The following is a 19,586-nucleotide window of genomic DNA, read 5'->3' on the forward strand; positions in this document are numbered from 1 at the left end:
CTGATAATCGGAGCGATGATGCGTAAGCTGGCGCAGGTGGCGTATGGCGTCCTGAAATCAGGACGCCCGTTCGATGCCACGTTGCATCAGGAAAATGCTTGCATGGCATAACAGTATCTACGAAACTATTTAAGAAGCGTTGCCCAGTGTTCAACCCACGGGTTCGACTCGCTTTCGGGTTCAGGATGCTCACCGGCATCAATCAACAGCATCTCGCCGACGCGCTGGGCGCTCTGTTCCTGAAGAAGCGCATCGAACTGCTTGCCGCCGCCGCAGAAGTTGGCGTAAGAACTATCGCCGAGGGCAATAATGCCGTAGTGAACGCCCGGCTGGTAGCCAAGCCGATCTTTAATGCCCTGGAAAAGCGGCACGATACTGTCCGGGAGATCGCCCTGACCGGTGGTGGAGGTCACTACCAGAATGTATTTATCTTTATACTTTTCCCAGTCCGCCAGCTCCGGGTCTTCATAGACCGTGGCTTTATGGCCCTGGCTTGTCAAAATCGCCTCAGCCTCTTCCGCTACCAGCAGCGAGTTGCCATACATCGTGCCGACAAAAATGCCTACTTCAGCCATGCTTTGCTCCCGTAATTATTGCGCTTACCGTTCATCCTGAACGTTGCCTGATACAAACTCAACCCTTTCATTTTCGGGGAGTTGTCCCCGCCAGCCAAACTGTGACAGCGCCTGCATCCAGACGTCGTCCAGCCCGGCACGAATAATCAGTGGTTCACCGGTAAACGGGTGAATCAGGCTAAGCTCGCTGGCGTGCAGCATCAGTCTGTTACAGCCAAAATGCTCTGCCGCGCTGCGGTTCTGGCGCAGATCGCCGTGCTTGCTGTCACCAATAATCGGGTGGCGCAGGTGCGCAAGATGGCGGCGAAGCTGGTGCTTGCGTCCGGTTTTGGGCAAAAGCTCAACCAGGCTGTAGCGCGTGGTGGGGAATTTGCTGGTTGCTACCGGCATTTCCGTTGTCGCCATGCCGCGATAATCCGTCACCGCGGGCTGCGGGCCTTTGTCATCGCGGGCAAATTTATCGGCGATTTTGTCCAGCTCCTCCACCAGCGGATAGTCCAGCGTGGCGGATTCGGTCAGCCAGCCACGAACGATCGCGTGGTAGCGCTTCTGGATCTGGTGCTGTTCGAACTGCTGTGCCAGCAGGCGGCCCGCCTCGCTGGAAAGCCCCATCAGCAGCACGCCGGAAGTCGGTCTGTCGAGGCGGTGCGCGGTAAACACATGCTGACCAATCTGGTCGCGCACGGTTTGCATCACCACCACTTTCTCATCGCGATCCAGCCAGCTGCGGTGCACCAGCCAGCCAGACGGTTTATTCACCGCCACCAGCCACTCGTCCTGATAGAGGATTTCCAGCGTCATGCCTCTTCACCGGCAAACAGGGCGTCCAGTTTTTCCAGTTCAACCAGCATCACATCGCGCGCAGGGTGCGTCGCCTCAAGCGCCATTTCATAGTAGGGAGAAACGGCGAACGCCTGCGGCAAAGGGTGACCGCCTTCCAGCAGCGCGTGCATGCGCGGGATTAATACCCACTGGAGCCACTCGAACGGTGCCAGCGTATCCAGGCAGAATGGCTGGGTACTGGCAAACGCTTCCGGATTCGGCGCGGTCTCCTGCCACAGCTGATGCTGGCGCAAAAGGGCTTCGATGGCGTGCAACTGAGCACGAACGCTATCGTGTTGCGTCATAGTAACCTCAACTGAAAAAGTGAACGGCGCGCAGCATAGCATTGCGGAAGACAGAAATAAAAAAGGGAGCACTGTAAAAACAGTGCTCCCGGTTCGTTTCGCAGCATTCCAGCTACAATTCGTGCTCCCTGCTCTTCCGTGACAACTTTTCCTGATGCCCGAAGGCCTGGTCATCCTTATACCTTTTGCATCCTGCACACATCTTCCTGACGTGTTTGTTTCATCCTGAAACGTCCTGGCCTTCCTGACCCACCGACCATCCTGTTCGGTTCTCGTTCTCCTTCCTGGAGGTGTCCCTTACGCGTCCTGCGTTATCCTTTTGCTTCATCCTGAAGCCTTCCTGCAGCGCCATCCTGACGTGTCCTGAGTAAGAAACGCCATCATCCTGATGTTCGTTTCTCATGTCGGCGTCCTGTCGACGGAGATAGAATCCGCTATTCCGCTTCGTCTTACAACCCACCCTTGCAGCACTGTAAGCCGTAAGAAATCCCTAAAAAAGATGCGATGAACAACTAATTCTTTGAAAAACAGAGTGATATTAATCTGAATTAAATAAGGCAATACTGAATGATCCAGCGATCTCTCACAAACCTTGTAAGAGATCTCTCACACGCGTCGTAGCATCATGGATTACAGAAGTGGCTCAAGCCGGGTAAGGAAATCCGCAAGAGAGGGGGCGAGCGTTTCGCGATTGCGGGTACCGATGGTCTCTTTAATCACTTCCCCGGACAGGTTGCAGACGGATATCACATCCAGTTCGCTGTCCAGCGTGGCAATAAAGAGCGTCGGAGAAAGCTTAAGGCGTTTTTGCGTGACCAGATGACCAATCAGGTTTTCCTGAACACGCTGCAGATCGTCTTCGCTCCAGGTCTGCAACAGCGTCAGCGTCAAATCATCCAAGCGCGCGGGCATATCCCCTGCAAACTGCGTGGCATAAAACGCGTGAACCGCTGGTTGTACCACAAGGTCCATAGCCCGTTCAACCGCATTTACATTTTGCTCAGCGGTATTGGGCTTCGGCTGCCAGATAACATAGTCATCCTGCGAAGAGATAATGCACGGCGACGGCACGCCATATAAATCAGCGCTTTGCGGCCATGTGCCGTGCTTTTCATGCCACGCGTCGCAATAGCGGGTTGTGAAGGTACTAAGGGCATTTGCAGTTTCGATGTCCACCGATTTCTCTCTTCTTGTAAGACAGGATAAACTCTGCCCATAAGTGTACCTGTAAAGTGGCTATGAAACATGTCTTACGAAAATCATCAGGCGTTAACCGGCCTAACGCTGGGTAAATCGACCGATTACCGCGATATCTACGATGCAAGCCTGCTGCAGGGCGTGCCGCGCAGCCTGAACCGCGATCCTCTTGGACTGCATGCGGACGCATTGCCGTTTGTCGGCGGCGATATCTGGACGCTGTACGAACTCTCCTGGCTTAACGCGCGCGGTTTGCCGCAGGTGGCCGTGGGCCACGTTGAGCTGGACTATGCCAGCGTGAACCTGGTGGAATCCAAAAGCTTTAAGCTCTATCTCAACAGCTTCAACCAGACCCGATTCAACAGCTGGGACGAGGTTCAGCAAACGCTGGAGCGGGATTTAGCCGCCTGCGCGCAGGGGAACGTGTCCGTCTCGTTATACCGCCTGCACGAGCTGGAAGGACAGCCCATTGCCCATTTCCACGGAACCTGCATCGACGAGCAGGACATCGAGGTGGAGAATTATGAATTCAGCGCCGATTACCTCGAAAACGCGGCGGGCGGAAAAGTGGTTGAAGAGACGCTCGTCAGCCATTTGCTGAAGTCCAACTGCCTGATTACCCACCAGCCGGACTGGGGTTCGGTGCAGATCCAGTACCGCGGCCCGAAAATTGACCGGGAAAAACTGCTGCGCTATCTGGTGTCGTTCCGCCATCACAACGAATTTCACGAGCAGTGCGTGGAGCGTATTTTTAACGATATTCAGCGTTTCTGCCAGCCGGAGAAACTGAGCGTTTACGCGCGCTATACCCGCCGTGGCGGGCTGGACATTAACCCGTGGCGCACCAACACCGATTTTGTGCCAGCAACGGGCCGGCTGGTGCGTCAATAATATAAATATTTTCACAATATGCGTGCGGTATTCCGCCGAAGTGTTGTGAAACGTCACGCGCCAGGGCTATTGTAATCAAAGGGAATGACGATAATCGTCCCATAAGGAGCTCACTTGATTACACATATTAGCCCGCTTGGCTCAATGGATATGTTGTCGCAGCTGGAAGTGGACATGCTTAAACGCACGGCCAGCAGCGATCTTTATCAACTGTTTCGTAACTGTTCACTTGCCGTACTGAACTCCGGAAGCCTGACAGATAACAGTAAAGAACTGCTGTCCCGCTTCGAAAGCTTTGATATTAACGTGCTGCGCCGCGAGCGTGGCGTGAAACTGGAAGTGATCAACCCGCCGGAAGAGGCCTTTGTCGACGGGCGTATCATTCGTTCCCTTCAGGCCAACCTGTTTGCCGTCCTGCGCGACATCCTGTTTGTTAACGGGCAGATTCACAACGCGGGCCGCTTCCAGCATCTCGACCTGGAAAGCTCCGTTCATATCACCAACCTGGTGTTCTCTATTCTGCGCAACGCCCGCGCCCTGCACGTTGGCGAAGCACCAAACATGGTCGTCTGCTGGGGCGGCCACTCGATTAACGAAACCGAATATCTCTATGCCCGTCGGGTCGGAACGCAGCTTGGCCTGCGCGAGCTGAATATCTGTACCGGCTGTGGTCCGGGTGCAATGGAAGCACCAATGAAAGGTGCAGCCGTGGGTCATGCGCAGCAGCGTTACAAAGAGGGGCGGTTTATCGGCATGACCGAGCCGTCAATAATCGCCGCTGAGCCGCCTAACCCGCTGGTCAATGAGCTGATTATCATGCCGGATATCGAGAAGCGTCTTGAGGCGTTTGTTCGTATCGCTCACGGGATTATCATCTTCCCGGGCGGCGTGGGAACGGCGGAAGAGCTGCTCTATCTGCTGGGGATTCTGATGAATCCGGCCAACAAAGATCAGGTTCTGCCACTGATCCTGACCGGCCCGAAAGAGAGCGCCGACTACTTCCGCGTGCTGGACGAGTTTATCGTGCATACGCTGGGAGAAGCCGCGCGTCGTCACTATCGCATCATCATTGATGATGCGGCGGAAGTGGCGCGCCAGATGAAAAAAGCGATGCCGCTGGTGAAAGAGAATCGTCGTGATACCGGTGATGCGTACAGCTTTAACTGGTCAATCCGTATTGCGCCTGACCTGCAGATCCCGTTCGAGCCGACCCATGAAAATATGGCGAACCTGAAACTCTACCCGGACCAGCCGGTGGAAGTGCTGGCCGCCGACCTGCGTCGCGCCTTCTCCGGGATTGTGGCGGGCAACGTCAAGGAGATGGGCATCCGCGCGATTGAGCAGTATGGTCCGTACAAGATCCACGGCGACCCGGAGATGATGCGCCGTATGGACGACATGCTTCAGGGCTTTGTGGCTCAACACCGCATGAAGTTGCCGGGTTCAGCCTACATTCCGTGCTACGAAATCTGCACGTAACGCTCAGTTTCTTCTTCTCAAAGCCGGGGCACCCTGTAGCGGGTCCCGGCTTTTTTATTAGCGAATCAATTCATAGGCCTCACTTATAACTTTAACAAACTTACGGCGAACGCAATCGATTACCTCCATTTAACAACCGTAATTTATCAGCCTTAAACTAAATTACCCGCAAGAAAATCCTAAAAACCCATATCTTTACAGCGGAAGACACCTATATTGCGGGCCGCTCTTTTAGCCCACATGTCGTTGGTGGTAGCCTTCGCGCCCGTAAATTCTATTTGATGTTTTTTTAACAGATAAATGGTCTAAAGATGCCCACATCATAAGTGGATTATTGCATTTGGGATCGCGATCACTGATAGATTCATAACGAGAATGTATCTTTCCGCCCGCCAATAGTTACGGGCGAAAATTATTAAAAAACCGTCACTGAACGAATTTCATATTACCGTCAGGCACTTTTTCATCGGATTTGACTAAAAACCTGACAATTTGCTTCCTCCAGGAGATACAGATGGAAACCACTCAAACCAGCACCGTTGCTTCGATTGAATCCCGAAGTGGTTGGCGCAAAACGGATACCATGTGGATGCTGGGCCTTTACGGCACGGCAATCGGCGCTGGTGTACTGTTCCTTCCTATCAACGCAGGCGTCGGCGGTCTGATTCCGCTGATCATCATGGCCATCATCGCCTTCCCGATGACCTACTTCGCACACCGCGGTCTGACCCGCTTCGTGCTGTCCGGTAAAAACCCGGGCGAAGACATCACCGAAGTGGTTGAAGAACATTTCGGCGTTGGCGCAGGTAAACTGATTACCCTGCTCTACTTCTTCGCGATTTACCCAATCCTGCTCGTCTACAGCGTGGCGATCACCAACACCGTTGAAAGCTTCATGACGCACCAGCTGCACATGACGCCGCCACCGCGTGCCATTCTGTCTCTGATCCTGATCGTCGGCATGATGACCATCGTGCGCTTCGGCGAGCAGATGATTGTTAAGGCCATGAGCGTGCTGGTCTTCCCGTTTGTGGCTGCGCTGATGCTGCTGGCCTGCTACCTGATCCCACAGTGGAACGGTGCAGCGCTGGAAACCCTGTCCCTGAGCAGCGCGTCTGCGACCGGTAACGGCCTGCTGATGACCCTGTGGCTGGCGATCCCGGTAATGGTCTTCTCCTTCAACCACTCGCCAATCATCTCCTCTTTCGCCGTGGCGAAACGCGAAGAGTACGGTAATGGTGCAGAGAAGAAGTGCTCCAGCATCCTGGCCCGCGCTCACGTGATGATGGTGCTGACCGTGATGTTCTTCGTCTTCAGCTGCGTACTGAGCCTCTCCCCGGCGGATCTGGCGGCAGCGAAAGAACAGAACATCTCTATTCTGTCTTACCTGGCGAACCACTTTAACGCACCGCTGATTGCGTGGATGGCACCGATCATCGCGATGATCGCCATCACCAAATCCTTCCTGGGCCACTACCTGGGTGCGCGTGAAGGCTTTAACGGTATGGTGATTAAATCTCTGCGCGGTAAAGGCAAGAGCATTGAAATCAACAAGCTGAACAAAATCACTGCACTGTTCATGCTGCTCACCACCTGGGCGGTAGCGACCCTGAACCCAAGCATCCTGGGCATGATTGAAACCCTGGGTGGCCCGGTTATCGCGATGATTCTGTTCCTGATGCCGATGTACGCGATTCAGAAAGTGCCTGCCATGCGCAAGTACAGCGGCCAGGTCAGCAACGTGTTTGTGGTTATCATGGGCCTTATCGCTATCTCTGCGATCTTCTACTCCCTGTACACCATGTTCTGATGAACGCCCGCGCCGCCTTCGGCGGCGCACTCCTCCCCCTCTGACTGAAAGCAATGGACGCATCATGATTAGCGTATTCGATATTTTCAAAATCGGTATTGGTCCTTCCAGCTCTCACACCGTCGGACCAATGAAAGCCGGTAAGCAGTTCACGGATGACTTGATTGCACGCGGCATTCTGCACGACATCACCCGCGTGGTTGTCGATGTGTACGGCTCGCTTTCCCTGACCGGGAAAGGCCACCATACCGATATCGCCATTATCATGGGCCTGGCAGGAAATCTGCCGGATACCGTTGATATTGACGCGATCCCTGGCTTCATCCAGGACGTGAACACCCACGGTCGTTTGCTGCTGGCAAACGGTGAGCATGAGGTTGAATTCCCGGTTGACCACTGCATGAATTTCCATGCGGACAACCTGTCGCTGCACGAAAACGGCATGCGCATTACCGCGCTGGCCGGCGACAAAGCGGTTTACAGCCAGACGTATTACTCCATCGGCGGCGGCTTTATCGTCGACGAAGACCACTTTGGTCAAACCACCACCTCTTCTGTTGAGGTGCCGTATCCGTACAAAACCGCGGCAGATCTCCAGCGCCACTGCCAGGAGACGGGGCTTTCCCTCTCCGGCCTGATGATGAAAAACGAGCTGGCCCTTCACAGCAAAGAGGAGCTGGAACAGCACTTCGCTAGCGTCTGGGAAGTGATGCGCGGCGGCATTGAGCGCGGGATCACCACCGAAGGCGTTCTGCCGGGCAAGCTTCGCGTACCGCGTCGTGCGGCGGCGCTGCGTCGTATGCTGGTGAGCACCGACAAAACGACAACGGACCCGATGGCCGTCGTCGACTGGATCAACATGTTCGCCCTGGCGGTGAACGAAGAGAACGCCGCAGGGGGCCGCGTCGTCACGGCGCCAACCAACGGTGCCTGCGGTATCGTTCCGGCCGTGCTAGCGTACTACGACAAGTTTATCCGTGAAGTGAACGCTAACTCCCTGGCGCGCTACCTGCTGGTCGCCAGCGCGATTGGTTCTCTGTATAAAATGAACGCCTCCATTTCCGGTGCGGAAGTAGGCTGTCAGGGTGAAGTCGGCGTGGCGTGCTCCATGGCGGCAGCAGGCCTGGCGGAACTGTTGGGCGCAAGCCCGGCGCAGGTCTGCATCGCTGCGGAAATCGGCATGGAACATAACCTGGGGCTAACCTGCGATCCGGTTGCCGGACAGGTACAGGTGCCGTGCATCGAGCGTAACGCCATCGCCTCCGTCAAGGCGGTGAACGCGGCGCGTATGGCGCTGCGCCGCACCAGTGAGCCGCGCGTCTGTCTCGATAAAGTTATCGAAACCATGTACGAAACCGGTAAAGATATGAACGCCAAATACCGCGAAACCTCTCGCGGCGGCCTGGCGATGAAGATCGTAACCTGCGATTAAGCCTCTCAGGAAGCCTCGTTTTGCGAGGCTTCTTCCTGTTTTCCCTCACGCTATTCGTTTCATCCTGCCGACAGTGATACCCTTTACCCATTAGATTTAAGGGAGAATATCTGTGGCTGTTCATTTGCTTATCGTCGACGCGCTCAATCTGATTCGCCGAATCCATGCGGTACAAGGCACGCCCTGCAAGGACACCTGCCTGCACGCGCTGGAGCAGCTTATTCGCCACAGCGAGCCGACGCACGTCGTGGCCGTGTTTGATGACGAAGCGCGCAACAGCGGCTGGCGACATCAGCGCCTGCCCGACTACAAGGCTGGACGCGCGCCGATGCCGGACGATCTCCATGCCGAAATGCCCACCCTGCGTGCCGCCTTTGAGCAGCGCGGCGTCCCCTGCTGGGGTGCACAGGGCAATGAAGCCGACGATCTCGCGGCCACCCTGGCCGTAAAAGTGGCAAGTGCCGGGCATCAGGCCACTATCGTTTCAACTGACAAAGGCTACTGCCAGCTGCTCTCCCCAACTATCCGCATTCGCGACTATTTTCAAAAACGCTGGCTGGACGCGCCGTTTATTGCCAGCGAGTTCGGCGTCTCGCCTGAGCAACTGCCGGATTATTGGGGTCTGGCAGGCATCAGCAGCTCTAAGGTTCCGGGTGTCGCCGGTATTGGACCAAAGAGCGCCGCCCAGTTGCTGACCGATTTTCAGAGTCTGGAAGGGATTTACGCCCGTCTGGATGAGGTGCCTGAAAAGTGGCGCAAGAAGCTGGAGGCGCATAAAGAGATGGCGTTTATCTGCCGCGAGGTGGCGACGCTACAGACGGATTTACAGCTGGACGGGAATTTACAGCAGTTGCGGTTAGAACGTTAAAACGTCAACACCGTTTTGTAGGCCCGGTAAGCGCAGCGCCACCGGGCAAAACAAAGCACGCACTATCGCTCGTCGCGACGTCCCCCTACAGCCGCCCACCAGCGACGGATGTGTACCGTCACCTCTTCGCGGTCGTGGTACAACTGACGCGCCTGGATCTCCACGTTAATACCGTGCTCATCCAGCTGTGCCTGAATATAGGCCAGGTTCTGGGATACCTCCTCGTAGCGCTTTTTCATCGGCAGCTTGAGGTTGAAAATGGTCTCACGGCACCAGCCGTTCACCAGCCAGGAGGCCATCAGCGCGGCCACTTTCGCCGGCTTCTCCACCATGTCGCACACCATCCACGAGATGTTGTTGCGGGTTGGGCGATAGCGGAAACCGTCTTCTCGCAGCCAGGTGACCTGCCCTGTGTCCATCAGGCTTTGCGCCATTGGACCGTTATCCACAGACGACACCCACATGTTGCGTTTCACCAGCTGATAGGTCCAGCCGCCCGGGCACGCGCCAAGGTCGACGGCATACATGCCGTTAGCCAGACGCTCGTCCCACTCATCTGCCGGGATAAAGACGTGAAACGCCTCTTCCAGCTTCAGGGTTGAACGGCTCGGCGCATCTGCCGGGAACTTCAGGCGCGGGATGCCCATAAAGAATGGCGAATTGTTATTGGTGTACGAATAGCCCGCATAGCAGCAGCCCGGTGCGATAAAGAAGATATGCACCACCGGACGCTTCGGCGTTTCGTAGTTTGTCAGTATGCCCGCGTCACGCAGCGCTGCGCGCAGCGGCACGGTGAACTTACGGCAAAACTTCATCAGCTCTTTGCTTTCGTTGGTATCGGCAACCTCAACGCGCAGGTCGCCGCCCTTCTCCACCACGCCCTGCAGCATGCCCACAATCGGCGTGATGCGATCTTCCGGCGGAAGATCTTTCAGCAACTCACCCGCGACGAACATCTGGCGGGCGAAGATCAGCGAGCTGAACGGCAGCTCGCGCGCCAGCTTGTCGGCGTCTTCAGGCTGATAACACTCGAATACCACATAGCCCGCATTTTCTTTTACGCGAGCAAAGCCGAAGACTTCGCGCTTCGCCGCTTTATCGGTAATTTCCGCGGCGCACTCTTTCTCAAACCCCGGGCGACAATATAAAACAACCTTATTCATGAACAACGCCCTTGCGTTTCAGACGGATAGCTCCGATAAACATTAATACCCAACCCGCCAGGAAGCTCACGCCGCCGACAGGTGTAACAAACGCCCACAGGCGCAAATGCGAGAGGGCCAGACAGTAAAGGCTACCGCTAAACAGCACGGTACCCAGCGCCATAAATACGCTACTCCAGTAAAACCAGATGCTTATCCGGCGCTGCATCGCCACCGCCAGCCCAAAAATAGCCAGCGTATGAAACGCCTGGTATTCAAGGCCGGTCTGGATCCAGCCCATCTCGACGGCGCCCAAAGACTTGCTCAATACGTGCGCGCCAAAGGCGCCCAGTGCAACAAAAATAAAGCCACTCACCGCGGCAAAAATCAGCATGAATCGGCTGGTCATGTTTAAGTCCTGAATTAATGCGTGCCCGGCACACAAACGTTATTGTTCATACCTGAAGCGGAATTTTTCTTGCTCGCTTGCCGCTTTCGCCAGTATCCACTGCCGGAAGGCGGCTATTTTACCCAGTTCTGCCTGACTGTCATGACAAACCAGATAAAATGCATTCTTGCTGACCAGTACATCATTAAAAGGGCAAACCAGACGGCCTGCCTCAATTTCGGACTGCGCCATCACGTTGTTCGCCAACGCCACGCCCTGTCCGTGAATGGCAGCCTGTAGCACCATCGCACTATGGCTAAAAATGGGGCCCTGCTGCACGTTTATATGACTAAGACCTAATTGACGGGTATAAGTTTGCCAGTCGCGGCGAGAGGCATCATGTAAAAGCGTATGCTGCGCCAGGTCAGCGGGTGTTTTCAGCGCCTTGTCGCCTGTTAAAAGCAGAGGCGAACAGACCGGCAGCAGATATTCTGCGTATAATTTCTCGACACGCAAGCCCGGCCAGTTGCCGCGACCATAAAAAATGGCGACATCCACATCATCGGCCAGCTTGTCTTCCTGACGATCCACCGCCTGGATTCGAACGTCGATCCCCGGATAAGCTGAGTTAAAGCTTGAGAGTCTTGGCACCAACCACTGAATGGCAAAACTGGGCAATAAACTAACAGTCAAGGCACCTTTTGCACTGCGGGCCTGCAGCTTACGCGTGGCTTCCGTGAGCTGGGAAAAAATCTCTTTAATATCCTGAAAATAGCTCTGCCCCTCTTCGGTCAACAGCAAGGAACGATTGCGTCGGCGGAACAGCTTAAGGCCCAGGAAATCCTCCAGGGACTTGATTTGGTGACTTACTGCGGCCTGTGTCACAAAAAGCTCATCTGCCGCACGGGTGAAGCTCAGGTGACGTGCTGCTGCATCAAAAACGCGTAATGCATTAAGGGGTGGCAATCGCTTTGACATGGTTATCTGGCTTAGATGTTAACGGAATTTAACAAACAGGAAACAACGTTTAACCTATTAGTTTTTTTTATCTGAGCCATTATAATTTGTCCGTTGAGGAACTACCAGCAAATACCTATAGTGGCGGCACTTCCTGAGCCGGAACGAAGAGCTTTTTTCGGAATGCGTGTTCTGAAGGGCTTTTGGCTTACGGTTGTGATGTTGTGTTGTTGTGTTTGCAATTGGTCTGCGATTCAGACCACGGTAGCAACGCTACCAATTTTTCACTTCCTGTACATTTACCCTGTCTGTCCATAGTGATTAATGTAGCACCGCCAATTTGCGGTGCTTTTTTTTCGCCTGCGATCGGTTAATGCTCGATCTCTTTCATCTCTTTCACGTCCGTGCGGTTGATCTGCTGCTTGTTCCCATTAGCATCTTTGTACGAAATCATCCCGGTATCGTTATCGGTAGTCGGTTTCCCTTCCGAAACGATAGAACGACCATCGTTTGTGTGCATCACGTAGTTGTTACCAGAACAGGCGCTCAGGGCAAAAGTAAACGCACAGGCAGAAATGATTGCAGCTGTCTTATTCATGATTATTCTCCTTTAGCAATTAATGCTATTCAAACCTCGATTTATAACAGGCTAAAACATCCGCCTAACACTATTTAGCATAACCTGCTTTTTCGAGGTCGCCAGGATAAGCAGACAAATCTGATAGATATCAACCTCCTTGCCCTGCCGCTGAAATTGCGCGACGATCTCTCTATCGACACGAGGAATTCCATGAACGCTTTCAGTCCTGCGCAGTTTCGCGCACAGTTTCCGGCGCTGGCCGATGCCGGTATTTATCTTGATAGCGCCGCCACGGCCCTGAAGCCCCAGGCGGTGATCGAGGCCACGCAGCAGTTCTACAGCCTGAGCGCCGGCAACGTACATCGCAGCCAGTTTGCCGAAGCGCAGCGCCTGACCGCGCGCTATGAAGCCGCACGCGATCAGGTTGCACGCCTGATCAATGCCGAAAGCGGGAAAAATATCGTCTGGACGCGCGGTACGACTGAAGCCATCAATATGGTGGCCCAGTGCTATGCCCGCCCGCTGCTGCAGCCAGGGGACGAGATCATTGTCAGCGAAGCAGAGCACCACGCTAACCTGGTGCCGTGGCTGATGGTGGCTGAGCAAACGGGCGCGCGCGTTATTAAGCTCCCGTTGAGTGCAGACTTTCTGCCTGACGTGGCCCGTCTCCCTGAGCTGATTACCCCCCGCAGCCGTATTCTGGCGCTGGGGCAGATGTCCAACGTCACCGGCGGCTGTCCGGATCTGGCTCGCGCCATTGAGATTGCCCATGCCAGCGGCGTGGTGGTGATGGTCGACGGTGCTCAGGGCGTGGTTCATTTCCCCGCTGATGTGCAGGCGCTGGATATCGACTTCTACGCCTTCTCCGGGCACAAACTCTACGGGCCAACCGGGATTGGCGCGCTGTACGGTAAGCCAGAACTGCTGGCAAAAATGACGCCGTGGCTCGGCGGCGGCAAAATGATTACCGAAGTGACCTTCGACGGTTTTAAAACGCAGGAGGTGCCTTACCGTCTGGAAGCGGGCACGCCGAACGTGGCCGGGGTCATCGGCCTGAGCGCCGCACTTGAATGGCTGGCGGAAACGGACGTGGTTCAGGCGGAAAGCTGGAGCCGAGGGCTGGCGACGCTGGCTGAGGAAGAACTGAAAAAACGCCCGGGTTTCCGCTCGTTCCGCGTTCAGGATTCCAGCCTGCTCGCCTTTGATTTTGCTGGTGTGCATCATAGCGATATGGTGACGCTGCTGGCCGGGTACGGCATTGCCCTGCGCGCCGGACAGCACTGCGCCCAGCCGCTGCTGGCGGCGCTCGGCGTCAGCGGTACGCTGCGCGCCTCGTTTGCGCCGTATAATACCCAAAGCGATGTCGATGCGCTGGTTAGCGCCATTGACCGCGCCCTTGAAATACTGGTGGATTAATGACTAGCGCTGCTTTAGCCGGACATCCGTTTGGCACGGTCATCACTGAAGAGACCTTAAAACAGACCTTCGCCCCGCTCCAGCAGTGGGAAGATAAATATCGTCAGCTGATCCTGCTGGGTAAACAGCTCCCAGCTCTTTCCGACGATCTTAAAGCGCAGGCGAAAGAGATTGCGGGCTGTGAAAACCGCGTCTGGCTGGGCGTGAGCGTCTCCGGCGAGAAGCTGCATTTCTTCGGCGACAGCGAAGGGCGCATCGTCCGGGGCCTGCTGGCGGTCCTGTTAACCGCCATTGAGGGGAAAAGCGCGGCGGAATTGTTAACGCGCTCGCCGCTGGCGCTGTTCGACGAGCTGGGGCTGCGCGCGCAGCTTAGCGCCTCGCGCGGTCAGGGCCTGATCGCGCTCAGCGACGCGGTGCTGGACGCCGCACGTCAGGCTCAGGCCTGACGTTCCGCCTTCGCCATCATCTTCTTCAGGGCGTGAGAGACCGCCACAAAGCCAAAAGAGGCGGTTACCATGGTGGCCGCTCCAAAGCCTGACGCGCAGTCCATGCGTTTTGGCCCTTCCGCCGTGCTTTTCATCGCACAAACTGAACCATCCGCCTGCGGGTAGACCAGCGCTTCGGTGGAGAACACGCAGTCGACGCCCAGCTTGCCCTTGCTGTTCTTCACCACATTGAAGTCGCTCTTCAGGCGTTCACGCAGCTTGGCAGCCAGCGGATCCTGAATGGTTTTCGCCAGATCGGCAACCTGGATCTGCGTGGGATCGATTTGCCCGCCCGCGCCGCCGGTCGTGATCAGCGGCACCTTGTAACGACGGCAGTATGCGATCAGCGCCGCTTTAGGCCGCACGCTGTCGATGGCGTCAATCACATAGCTGTAGCCTTTGCTCATGTACTCCGCGACGTTATCTGCCGTCACAAAGTCGTCGATCACCGTCACCCGACACTCCGGATTGATGAGACGAATGCGCTCCGCCATCACCTCGGACTTCGCCAGGCCGACGTTATCACGCAGGGCGTGGATCTGACGGTTAGTGTTGGTCACACAAACGTCATCCATATCAATCAGCGTGATTGCGCCAATCCCGGTTCTCGCCAGCGCTTCCGCCGCCCAGGAGCCGACACCGCCAATGCCCACGACGCAGACGTGCGCATCCGCAAACAGCTGTAGGGCTTTTTCACCATAGAGACGTGCCGTGCCGCCAAAACGCTGGCGCCAGGCATCGCTGATTACCACAGACATAAAACCTCAGATGTAAAAAGGGTGAGGTTTTCCTCACCCTGAACAGTAATCCGTATTGCGCTCAGAATACCACAATCAGCCGCTGAATACGTTTCCGGTGCCCGGCGCGGCCTTCAGCACCCATACGCGTCCGTAGTGGTTATACCAGCCTGCACGGTGACCGGCATCCGGGCCAATGCCCTGATAGATATCAAAGTGCTGGCCCTTAATCGCTCCGCCCACATCCAGGGCTACCATCAGACGCAGCTCATATTTGCCGTTGAACTTGCCGTTGTTGTCGAGCAGAGGGACTTCCGCCAGCAGCGTGGTACCCGCAGGAATGATAGAACGATCCGATGCCACCGACGCGCGGCCAATCAGCGGCACGGCGCTGGCCCCTTTCACCGGCGCGAAGTTTTGCGGCTTGAAGAAGACGAACGATGGGTTCTGCTCCAGCAGCTCGCGCACCTCGGCTTCACTGTGCTTTTCGCCCCACTCGCGGATCGCCTGCATCGACATATCTTCTTTTTTCACTTCGCCGCGGTCAATCAGCACCTTACCGATGCTGCGGTAGGCATGGCCGTTTTTCCCGGCATAGCTGAAGAAGTTAAGCGGTGAACCGTCGCCAAAATCAATGTAACCGCTGCCCTGCACGTCCATGATGAAATTATCCATCAGGGAGTTGCTGTAGGCCAGGACGTAGTTTTCGCTCAGCGCACCGGCGTAGATTTCGGCGCGGGACGGCAGACGGCCGCGTTTTGGCGGCATACGGTAGATAGGGTACTGGAACTCGCCCTGGCGCGTGTGTCGCGCCTGAACCACGGGCGTGTAATAGCCGGTGAACTGGACGTTGCCGTAGTTATCCGCCCCTTCCATTTGCCAGGCATCAATACCAAACTGGCGCATGTTGCGCGTATCGCCGCCCGCCTTCAGCCAGTCCTGTACCGCGCTATAAACATTGTTCTGTGCGCTATACAGACGCGGCGACGCGTTGCGGATCTGGTAGACCTGCTCGGAGAAATCACCGGCGTTGATCGGCGCGCCAACGGCGTCAGGCTGATTAACTAAAGAGAAAGGCTGGGATAACTTCCCGTCTTTATACTGCTGACCGCGATCGGTCGGTTTGGAAGAACAGGCCGCAAGAATCGCTACCATTGCGCCCGCCATAAGATACTTCGCCCAACGTCCTTTCATTATATCTCGTCTTTAAGTTGCCCATTTCCGCGTGATGAAGATAACAAACCGACAAAGCGAATGAAATGCGATCGCATGCCCTTTGGCAAATTCAGAGCAAAAAATAGTCTAAATGTCGCAATGCCGTTCACTTTACATACAAAGTTAATGATTTATGTGAAAAAGGGGTTGCATCACAAACCTATCCGAGTATAGTGCGCTTCCACGGACGCGGGGTGGAGCAGCCTGGTAGCTCGTCGGGCTCATAACCCGAAGGTCGTCGGTTCAAATCCGGCCCCCGCAACCAATTAAAATTTGATGAAGTATAAGCAGTACGGTGACGCGGGGTGGAGCAGCCTGGTAGCTCGTCGGGCTCATAACCCGAAGGTCGTCGGTTCAAATCCGGCCCCCGCAACCAACACTTCTAAAAACAATAAACACCCTTAAGGGTGTTTTTTTGTATCTGCCGTTTGTGAATTTGCCGGGCATTTCACCCGGCTAAAAACCTACCCGCGCCGCGCCAGCGTCGCCCCGTCTGAGAAATACGCCCGTATCCCCGCCAGAATCGACTCCGCCACCTCCTGCTGGAACTTTGCCGTCTTGAGCTTACGCTCTTCTTCAACGTTACTGATAAACGCGGTTTCTACCAGAATGGACGGGATATCCGGTGCCTTCAGCACCGCAAACCCGGCCTGCTCAACGCTGTTTTTGTGCAGCTTATTGATGTTCCCCAGCTTGCCCAGCACCGCTTTACCAAACTTCAGGCTGTCGTTAATGGTCAGGGACTGCACCATGTCGAACATGGTGTGGTCGACGTAGCGGTCGCCGCTTTTGCTCACGCCACCGATCAGGTCCGAGGCGTTCTGGGTGTCCGCAAGGTATCGCGCCGCGGTACTGGTCGCGCCCTTGGTTGAGAGCGCAAACACCGACGAGCCGCTCGGCTGGCGGCTGGTAAAGGCATCCGCATGGATCGAGACGAACAGATCGGCACGCTGCTTCTGCGCTTTCGCCACCCTCACCTTCAGCGGGATAAAGACATCCTCATTGCGCGTCATGTAGGCGCGCATATTGCCCTCTTTATCAATTAACGCCTTCAGACGACGGGCAATTTGCAGCACCACATCTTTTTCACGCGTATGGTATTTCCCCACCGCACCGGAGTCTTCGCCGCCGTGGCCGGGATCGAGCATGATCACAATCGGACGATCGCGCCCTGCTTTCCCCGGCTGCGGGCCGCTTTGCGCAGGCGGCACCTGACGCTGAAGATCGCCTTTGTTGTAATCCTCCAGCAGGGCGAGAAGCGGATCCTGAATATCCGTCGCATTCGCCGGGTAAAGATCCATCACCAGACGCTCTTTAAACGTCGCGACGGGCGCCAGGGCGAACAGCTGCGGCTTAACGTTCTGCTTAAGCTCAAACACCATGCGCACGGTTTGCGGATCAAACTGCCCGACGCGCGCCGATTTAATAAACGGATCGTCACCGCGGATCTGCGCCGCCATGCCTTTCAGCACGGAGTTGAGGTTCACCCCTTCGAGATCCACCACCACGCGTTCAGGGTTGCTGAGGGCAAATTGCTTATATTTCAGCACGCGATTGGATTCAACCGTCACGCGCGTATAGGTCGACGACGGCCAGACGCGCACCGCCACCACCTGACTCGTGGCGGCAAGACCGACCTGGCTGACGCTAAGCAACCACATTGCCCCGGCCCCTTTTAACAAACGGCGGCGGCTTATTGCTGAATTGGATCCCGACATGCTTCTCCCGAGCAAGAAAACAAACTGATATACAAAAGTGCAGATTGACCGAAAACTTTAACGAATGACGCATAAACTGTCATCTATAAAAGGGTAAACAATCATACGTTAACGCACGGATTACTTATTAATTTCTGTAGGTCGCAGAAAATTTGCACTTGCACACGCGCCCACAATCGAATAAAAATACATAAATTAAGAATAAACATTCATTAAGGGTTGTGCCATGGTGAAGGAACGTAGAACCGAACTGGTCCAGGGATTCCGCCATTCTGTTCCCTATATCAACGCCCACCGGGGAAAAACGTTCGTCATCATGCTGGGCGGCGAAGCCATTGAGCATGAAAATTTTTCCAGCATCGTCAATGACATTGGCCTGCTGCACAGCCTCGGGATCCGCCTGGTGGTGGTCTATGGCGCGCGCCCGCAGATCGACGCCAACCTGGCCGCTCACCACCACGAGCCGATTTACCACAAACATACCCGCGTCACGGATGCCAAAACCCTGGAGCTGGTGAAGCAGGCGGCGGGTCTGCTGCAGCTGGATATCACCGCTCGCCTGTCGATGAGCCTGAACAACACGCCGCTACAGGGCGCGCATATCAACGTCGTGAGCGGCAACTTTATCATTGCCCAGCCGCTCGGCGTGGACGATGGCGTGGATTACTGCCACAGCGGCCGCATTCGTCGTATTGATGAAGAGGCCATTCACCGTCAGCTCGACAGCGGTGCCATTGTCCTGATGGGACCGGTGGCGGTTTCCGTAACCGGTGAAAGCTTTAACCTGACGTCCGAAGAGATTGCCACCCAGTTGGCGATCAAGCTGAAGGCGGAAAAAATGATTGGGTTTTGCTCCTCCCAGGGCGTCGTAAACGATGAAGGGGTAATTGTGCCGGAACTCTTCCCGAATGAAGCGCAGGCCCGCGTTGAAGCGCTGGAAGCCGAAGGGGATTACCACTCCGGCACCGTCCGCTTCCTGCGTGGCGCCGTGAAGGCCTGCCGCAGCGGCGTGCGCCGTAGTCACCTGATTAGCTATCAGGAAGACGGAGCTCTGCTGCAGGAGCTGTTCTCCCGCGACGGTATTGGCACCCAGATTGTGATGGAAAGTGCGGAGCAGATTCGCCGCGCGACCATCAACGATATCGGCGGCATTCTGGAACTGATCCGTCCGCTGGAACAGCAGGGTATTCTGGTTCGTCGCTCCCGCGAGCAGCTGGAGATGGAGATCGACAAATTCACCATTATCCAGCGCGATAACCTGACCATTGCCTGCGCCGCCCTCTATCCGTTCCCGGAAGAGAAAATCGGAGAAATGGCCTGCGTGGCGGTGCACCCGGATTACCGCAGCTCTTCACGCGGCGAAATGCTGCTTGAGCGCGTGGCGGCACAGGCGCGTCAGATGGGGCTGAGCAAGCTGTTCGTCCTGACGACGCGCAGCATTCACTGGTTCCAGGAGCGCGGGTTCACGCCGGTGGATATTGATTCTCTGCCGGAAACGAAGAAAGAGATGTACAACTATCAGCGCCGTTCGAAAGTGCTGATGGCCGACCTGGGGTAATCCTTCCTTTG

20 protein-coding genes and 2 tRNA genes are annotated in these 19,586 nt (G+C 55.7%); 10 read left to right on the forward strand and 12 right to left on the reverse strand.

Going from position 1 to position 19,586, the window contains the following annotated elements; genetic code table 11:
• Positions 1-125: 125 nt before the first annotated feature.
• The 5 genes from ACMWL8_RS18715 to syd all read right to left on the reverse strand — a co-directional run bounded on the left by ACMWL8_RS18715 (position 126) and on the right by syd (position 2,878).
• Positions 126-575 carry a flavodoxin gene (locus tag ACMWL8_RS18715; RefSeq protein WP_045261315.1) on the reverse strand — a complete coding sequence of 150 codons (450 nt, stop codon included), beginning with the start codon at positions 573-575 and terminating at the stop codon, positions 126-128.
• 24 nt (positions 576-599) lie between these two features.
• Positions 600-1,376 carry a tRNA pseudouridine(65) synthase TruC gene (gene truC, locus ACMWL8_RS18720; RefSeq protein WP_045261316.1) on the reverse strand — a complete coding sequence of 259 codons (777 nt, stop codon included), beginning with the start codon at positions 1,374-1,376 and terminating at the stop codon, positions 600-602.
• Complete coding sequence (locus ACMWL8_RS18725) at positions 1,373-1,702, reverse strand: YqcC family protein (protein WP_028014265.1); 330 nt, start codon at positions 1,700-1,702, stop codon at positions 1,373-1,375. The genes truC and ACMWL8_RS18725 overlap by 4 nt, the downstream gene beginning before the upstream one ends.
• Positions 1,703-1,922: 220 nt before the next feature.
• Positions 1,923-2,105: a hypothetical protein gene (locus ACMWL8_RS18730; RefSeq protein WP_045261317.1), complete on the reverse strand. Its 183-nt coding sequence runs from the start codon at positions 2,103-2,105 to the stop codon at positions 1,923-1,925.
• Between the two features lie 227 nt (positions 2,106-2,332).
• Complete coding sequence (syd, locus tag ACMWL8_RS18735; protein WP_045261318.1) at positions 2,333-2,878, reverse strand: SecY-interacting protein; 546 nt, start codon at positions 2,876-2,878, stop codon at positions 2,333-2,335.
• Between the two features lie 69 nt (positions 2,879-2,947).
• Between syd and queF the strand changes: the two genes are divergently transcribed.
• The 5 genes from queF to xni all read left to right on the forward strand — a co-directional run bounded on the left by queF (position 2,948) and on the right by xni (position 9,379).
• Entirely contained in the window at positions 2,948-3,790 is an 843-nt protein-coding gene (queF, locus tag ACMWL8_RS18740) for an NADPH-dependent 7-cyano-7-deazaguanine reductase QueF (RefSeq protein WP_045261319.1), read from the forward strand.
• A 114-nt stretch (positions 3,791-3,904) separates the two neighbouring features.
• A complete protein-coding gene (ppnN, locus tag ACMWL8_RS18745; RefSeq protein ID WP_023309027.1) occupies positions 3,905-5,269 on the forward strand; it encodes a nucleotide 5'-monophosphate nucleosidase PpnN in 1,365 nt (454 codons plus the stop codon).
• Between the two features lie 514 nt (positions 5,270-5,783).
• On the forward strand, positions 5,784-7,079 hold the full coding sequence (locus tag ACMWL8_RS18750; protein ID WP_028014268.1) for an HAAAP family serine/threonine permease: 1,296 nt from the start codon (positions 5,784-5,786) through the stop codon (positions 7,077-7,079).
• A gap of 64 nt (positions 7,080-7,143) precedes the next feature.
• A complete protein-coding gene (sdaB, locus tag ACMWL8_RS18755) occupies positions 7,144-8,511 on the forward strand; it encodes an L-serine ammonia-lyase II (RefSeq protein ID WP_028014269.1) in 1,368 nt (455 codons plus the stop codon).
• A 112-nt stretch (positions 8,512-8,623) separates the two neighbouring features.
• Positions 8,624-9,379 (forward strand): flap endonuclease Xni, encoded by a 756-nt coding sequence (xni, locus tag ACMWL8_RS18760; RefSeq protein WP_045261320.1) that lies wholly within the window; start codon positions 8,624-8,626, stop codon positions 9,377-9,379.
• A 62-nt stretch (positions 9,380-9,441) separates the two neighbouring features.
• On the opposite strand, the gene rlmM is transcribed toward xni, so the two are convergent.
• From rlmM to ACMWL8_RS18780, 4 genes are all read right to left on the reverse strand, one after another.
• Complete coding sequence (gene rlmM, locus ACMWL8_RS18765) at positions 9,442-10,542, reverse strand: 23S rRNA (cytidine(2498)-2'-O)-methyltransferase RlmM (RefSeq protein ID WP_028014271.1); 1,101 nt, start codon at positions 10,540-10,542, stop codon at positions 9,442-9,444.
• Entirely contained in the window at positions 10,535-10,930 is a 396-nt protein-coding gene (locus ACMWL8_RS18770; protein ID WP_028014272.1) for a DUF423 domain-containing protein, read from the reverse strand. The genes rlmM and ACMWL8_RS18770 overlap by 8 nt, the downstream gene beginning before the upstream one ends.
• Before the next feature lie 39 nt (positions 10,931-10,969).
• Positions 10,970-11,887, reverse strand: a complete 918-nt coding sequence (gcvA, locus tag ACMWL8_RS18775; RefSeq protein ID WP_014885066.1) for a glycine cleavage system transcriptional regulator GcvA — start codon at positions 11,885-11,887, stop codon at positions 10,970-10,972.
• 349 nt (positions 11,888-12,236) lie between these two features.
• Positions 12,237-12,464 (reverse strand): YgdI/YgdR family lipoprotein, encoded by a 228-nt coding sequence (locus ACMWL8_RS18780; protein WP_008499648.1) that lies wholly within the window; start codon positions 12,462-12,464, stop codon positions 12,237-12,239.
• 192 nt (positions 12,465-12,656) lie between these two features.
• Here ACMWL8_RS18780 and csdA point away from each other — a divergent pair, with 192 nt between their 5' ends.
• Both csdA and csdE read left to right on the forward strand, forming a co-directional pair.
• Complete coding sequence (csdA, locus tag ACMWL8_RS18785) at positions 12,657-13,862, forward strand: cysteine desulfurase CsdA (protein WP_045261321.1); 1,206 nt, start codon at positions 12,657-12,659, stop codon at positions 13,860-13,862.
• Entirely contained in the window at positions 13,862-14,308 is a 447-nt protein-coding gene (csdE, locus tag ACMWL8_RS18790; RefSeq protein ID WP_045261322.1) for a cysteine desulfurase sulfur acceptor subunit CsdE, read from the forward strand. The genes csdA and csdE overlap by 1 nt, the downstream gene beginning before the upstream one ends.
• Here the strand turns inward: csdE and tcdA are convergent.
• Together tcdA and mltA are read right to left on the reverse strand one after the other, a co-directional pair.
• Complete coding sequence (tcdA, locus tag ACMWL8_RS18795) at positions 14,299-15,105, reverse strand: tRNA cyclic N6-threonylcarbamoyladenosine(37) synthase TcdA (protein ID WP_045261323.1); 807 nt, start codon at positions 15,103-15,105, stop codon at positions 14,299-14,301. The genes csdE and tcdA overlap by 10 nt on opposite strands.
• A gap of 75 nt (positions 15,106-15,180) precedes the next feature.
• Complete coding sequence (gene mltA, locus ACMWL8_RS18800) at positions 15,181-16,278, reverse strand: murein transglycosylase A (protein WP_045261324.1); 1,098 nt, start codon at positions 16,276-16,278, stop codon at positions 15,181-15,183.
• Positions 16,279-16,487: 209 nt separating this feature from the next.
• Between mltA and ACMWL8_RS18805 the strand changes: the two genes are divergently transcribed.
• Positions 16,488-16,564 (forward strand) — tRNA-Met (locus ACMWL8_RS18805).
• A 34-nt stretch (positions 16,565-16,598) separates the two neighbouring features.
• Positions 16,599-16,675: transfer RNA gene (locus ACMWL8_RS18810), tRNA-Met, on the forward strand.
• 88 nt (positions 16,676-16,763) lie between these two features.
• On the opposite strand, the gene amiC is transcribed toward ACMWL8_RS18810, so the two are convergent.
• Complete coding sequence (gene amiC / locus ACMWL8_RS18815; RefSeq protein WP_014885071.1) at positions 16,764-18,017, reverse strand: N-acetylmuramoyl-L-alanine amidase AmiC; 1,254 nt, start codon at positions 18,015-18,017, stop codon at positions 16,764-16,766.
• A 226-nt stretch (positions 18,018-18,243) separates the two neighbouring features.
• Here amiC and argA point away from each other — a divergent pair, with 226 nt between their 5' ends.
• Positions 18,244-19,575: an amino-acid N-acetyltransferase gene (gene argA, locus ACMWL8_RS18820; RefSeq protein ID WP_014885072.1), complete on the forward strand. Its 1,332-nt coding sequence runs from the start codon at positions 18,244-18,246 to the stop codon at positions 19,573-19,575.
• Positions 19,576-19,586 lie beyond the last annotated feature (11 nt).

Source organism: Enterobacter sp. 04-C-12-SI-ECC (genome assembly GCF_047530715.1).
Classification (GTDB): Bacteria; Pseudomonadota; Gammaproteobacteria; order Enterobacterales; family Enterobacteriaceae; genus Enterobacter; species Enterobacter bugandensis.

Excerpts from the sequence above, each read along its gene's own strand:
- ACMWL8_RS18715 (WP_045261315.1), bottom strand. The coding sequence starts at position 575 with ATGGCTGAAGTAGGCATTTTTGTCGGCACGATGTATGGCAACTCGCTG.
- truC (WP_045261316.1), bottom strand. The coding sequence starts at position 1,376 with ATGACGCTGGAAATCCTCTATCAGGACGAGTGGCTGGTGGCGGTGAAT.
- ACMWL8_RS18725 (WP_028014265.1), bottom strand. The coding sequence starts at position 1,702 with ATGACGCAACACGATAGCGTTCGTGCTCAGTTGCACGCCATCGAAGCC.
- ACMWL8_RS18730 (WP_045261317.1), bottom strand. The coding sequence starts at position 2,105 with ATGAGAAACGAACATCAGGATGATGGCGTTTCTTACTCAGGACACGTC.
- queF (WP_045261319.1), top strand. The coding sequence starts at position 2,948 with ATGTCTTACGAAAATCATCAGGCGTTAACCGGCCTAACGCTGGGTAAA.
- ACMWL8_RS18750 (WP_028014268.1), top strand. The coding sequence starts at position 5,784 with ATGGAAACCACTCAAACCAGCACCGTTGCTTCGATTGAATCCCGAAGT.
- sdaB (WP_028014269.1), top strand. The coding sequence starts at position 7,144 with ATGATTAGCGTATTCGATATTTTCAAAATCGGTATTGGTCCTTCCAGC.
- rlmM (WP_028014271.1), bottom strand. The coding sequence starts at position 10,542 with ATGAATAAGGTTGTTTTATATTGTCGCCCGGGGTTTGAGAAAGAGTGC.
- ACMWL8_RS18770 (WP_028014272.1), bottom strand. The coding sequence starts at position 10,930 with ATGACCAGCCGATTCATGCTGATTTTTGCCGCGGTGAGTGGCTTTATT.
- gcvA (WP_014885066.1), bottom strand. The coding sequence starts at position 11,887 with ATGTCAAAGCGATTGCCACCCCTTAATGCATTACGCGTTTTTGATGCA.
- ACMWL8_RS18780 (WP_008499648.1), bottom strand. The coding sequence starts at position 12,464 with ATGAATAAGACAGCTGCAATCATTTCTGCCTGTGCGTTTACTTTTGCC.
- csdA (WP_045261321.1), top strand. The coding sequence starts at position 12,657 with ATGAACGCTTTCAGTCCTGCGCAGTTTCGCGCACAGTTTCCGGCGCTG.
- csdE (WP_045261322.1), top strand. The coding sequence starts at position 13,862 with ATGACTAGCGCTGCTTTAGCCGGACATCCGTTTGGCACGGTCATCACT.
- tcdA (WP_045261323.1), bottom strand. The coding sequence starts at position 15,105 with ATGTCTGTGGTAATCAGCGATGCCTGGCGCCAGCGTTTTGGCGGCACG.
- mltA (WP_045261324.1), bottom strand. The coding sequence starts at position 16,278 with ATGAAAGGACGTTGGGCGAAGTATCTTATGGCGGGCGCAATGGTAGCG.
- amiC (WP_014885071.1), bottom strand. The coding sequence starts at position 18,017 with ATGTCGGGATCCAATTCAGCAATAAGCCGCCGCCGTTTGTTAAAAGGG.
- argA (WP_014885072.1), top strand. The coding sequence starts at position 18,244 with ATGGTGAAGGAACGTAGAACCGAACTGGTCCAGGGATTCCGCCATTCT.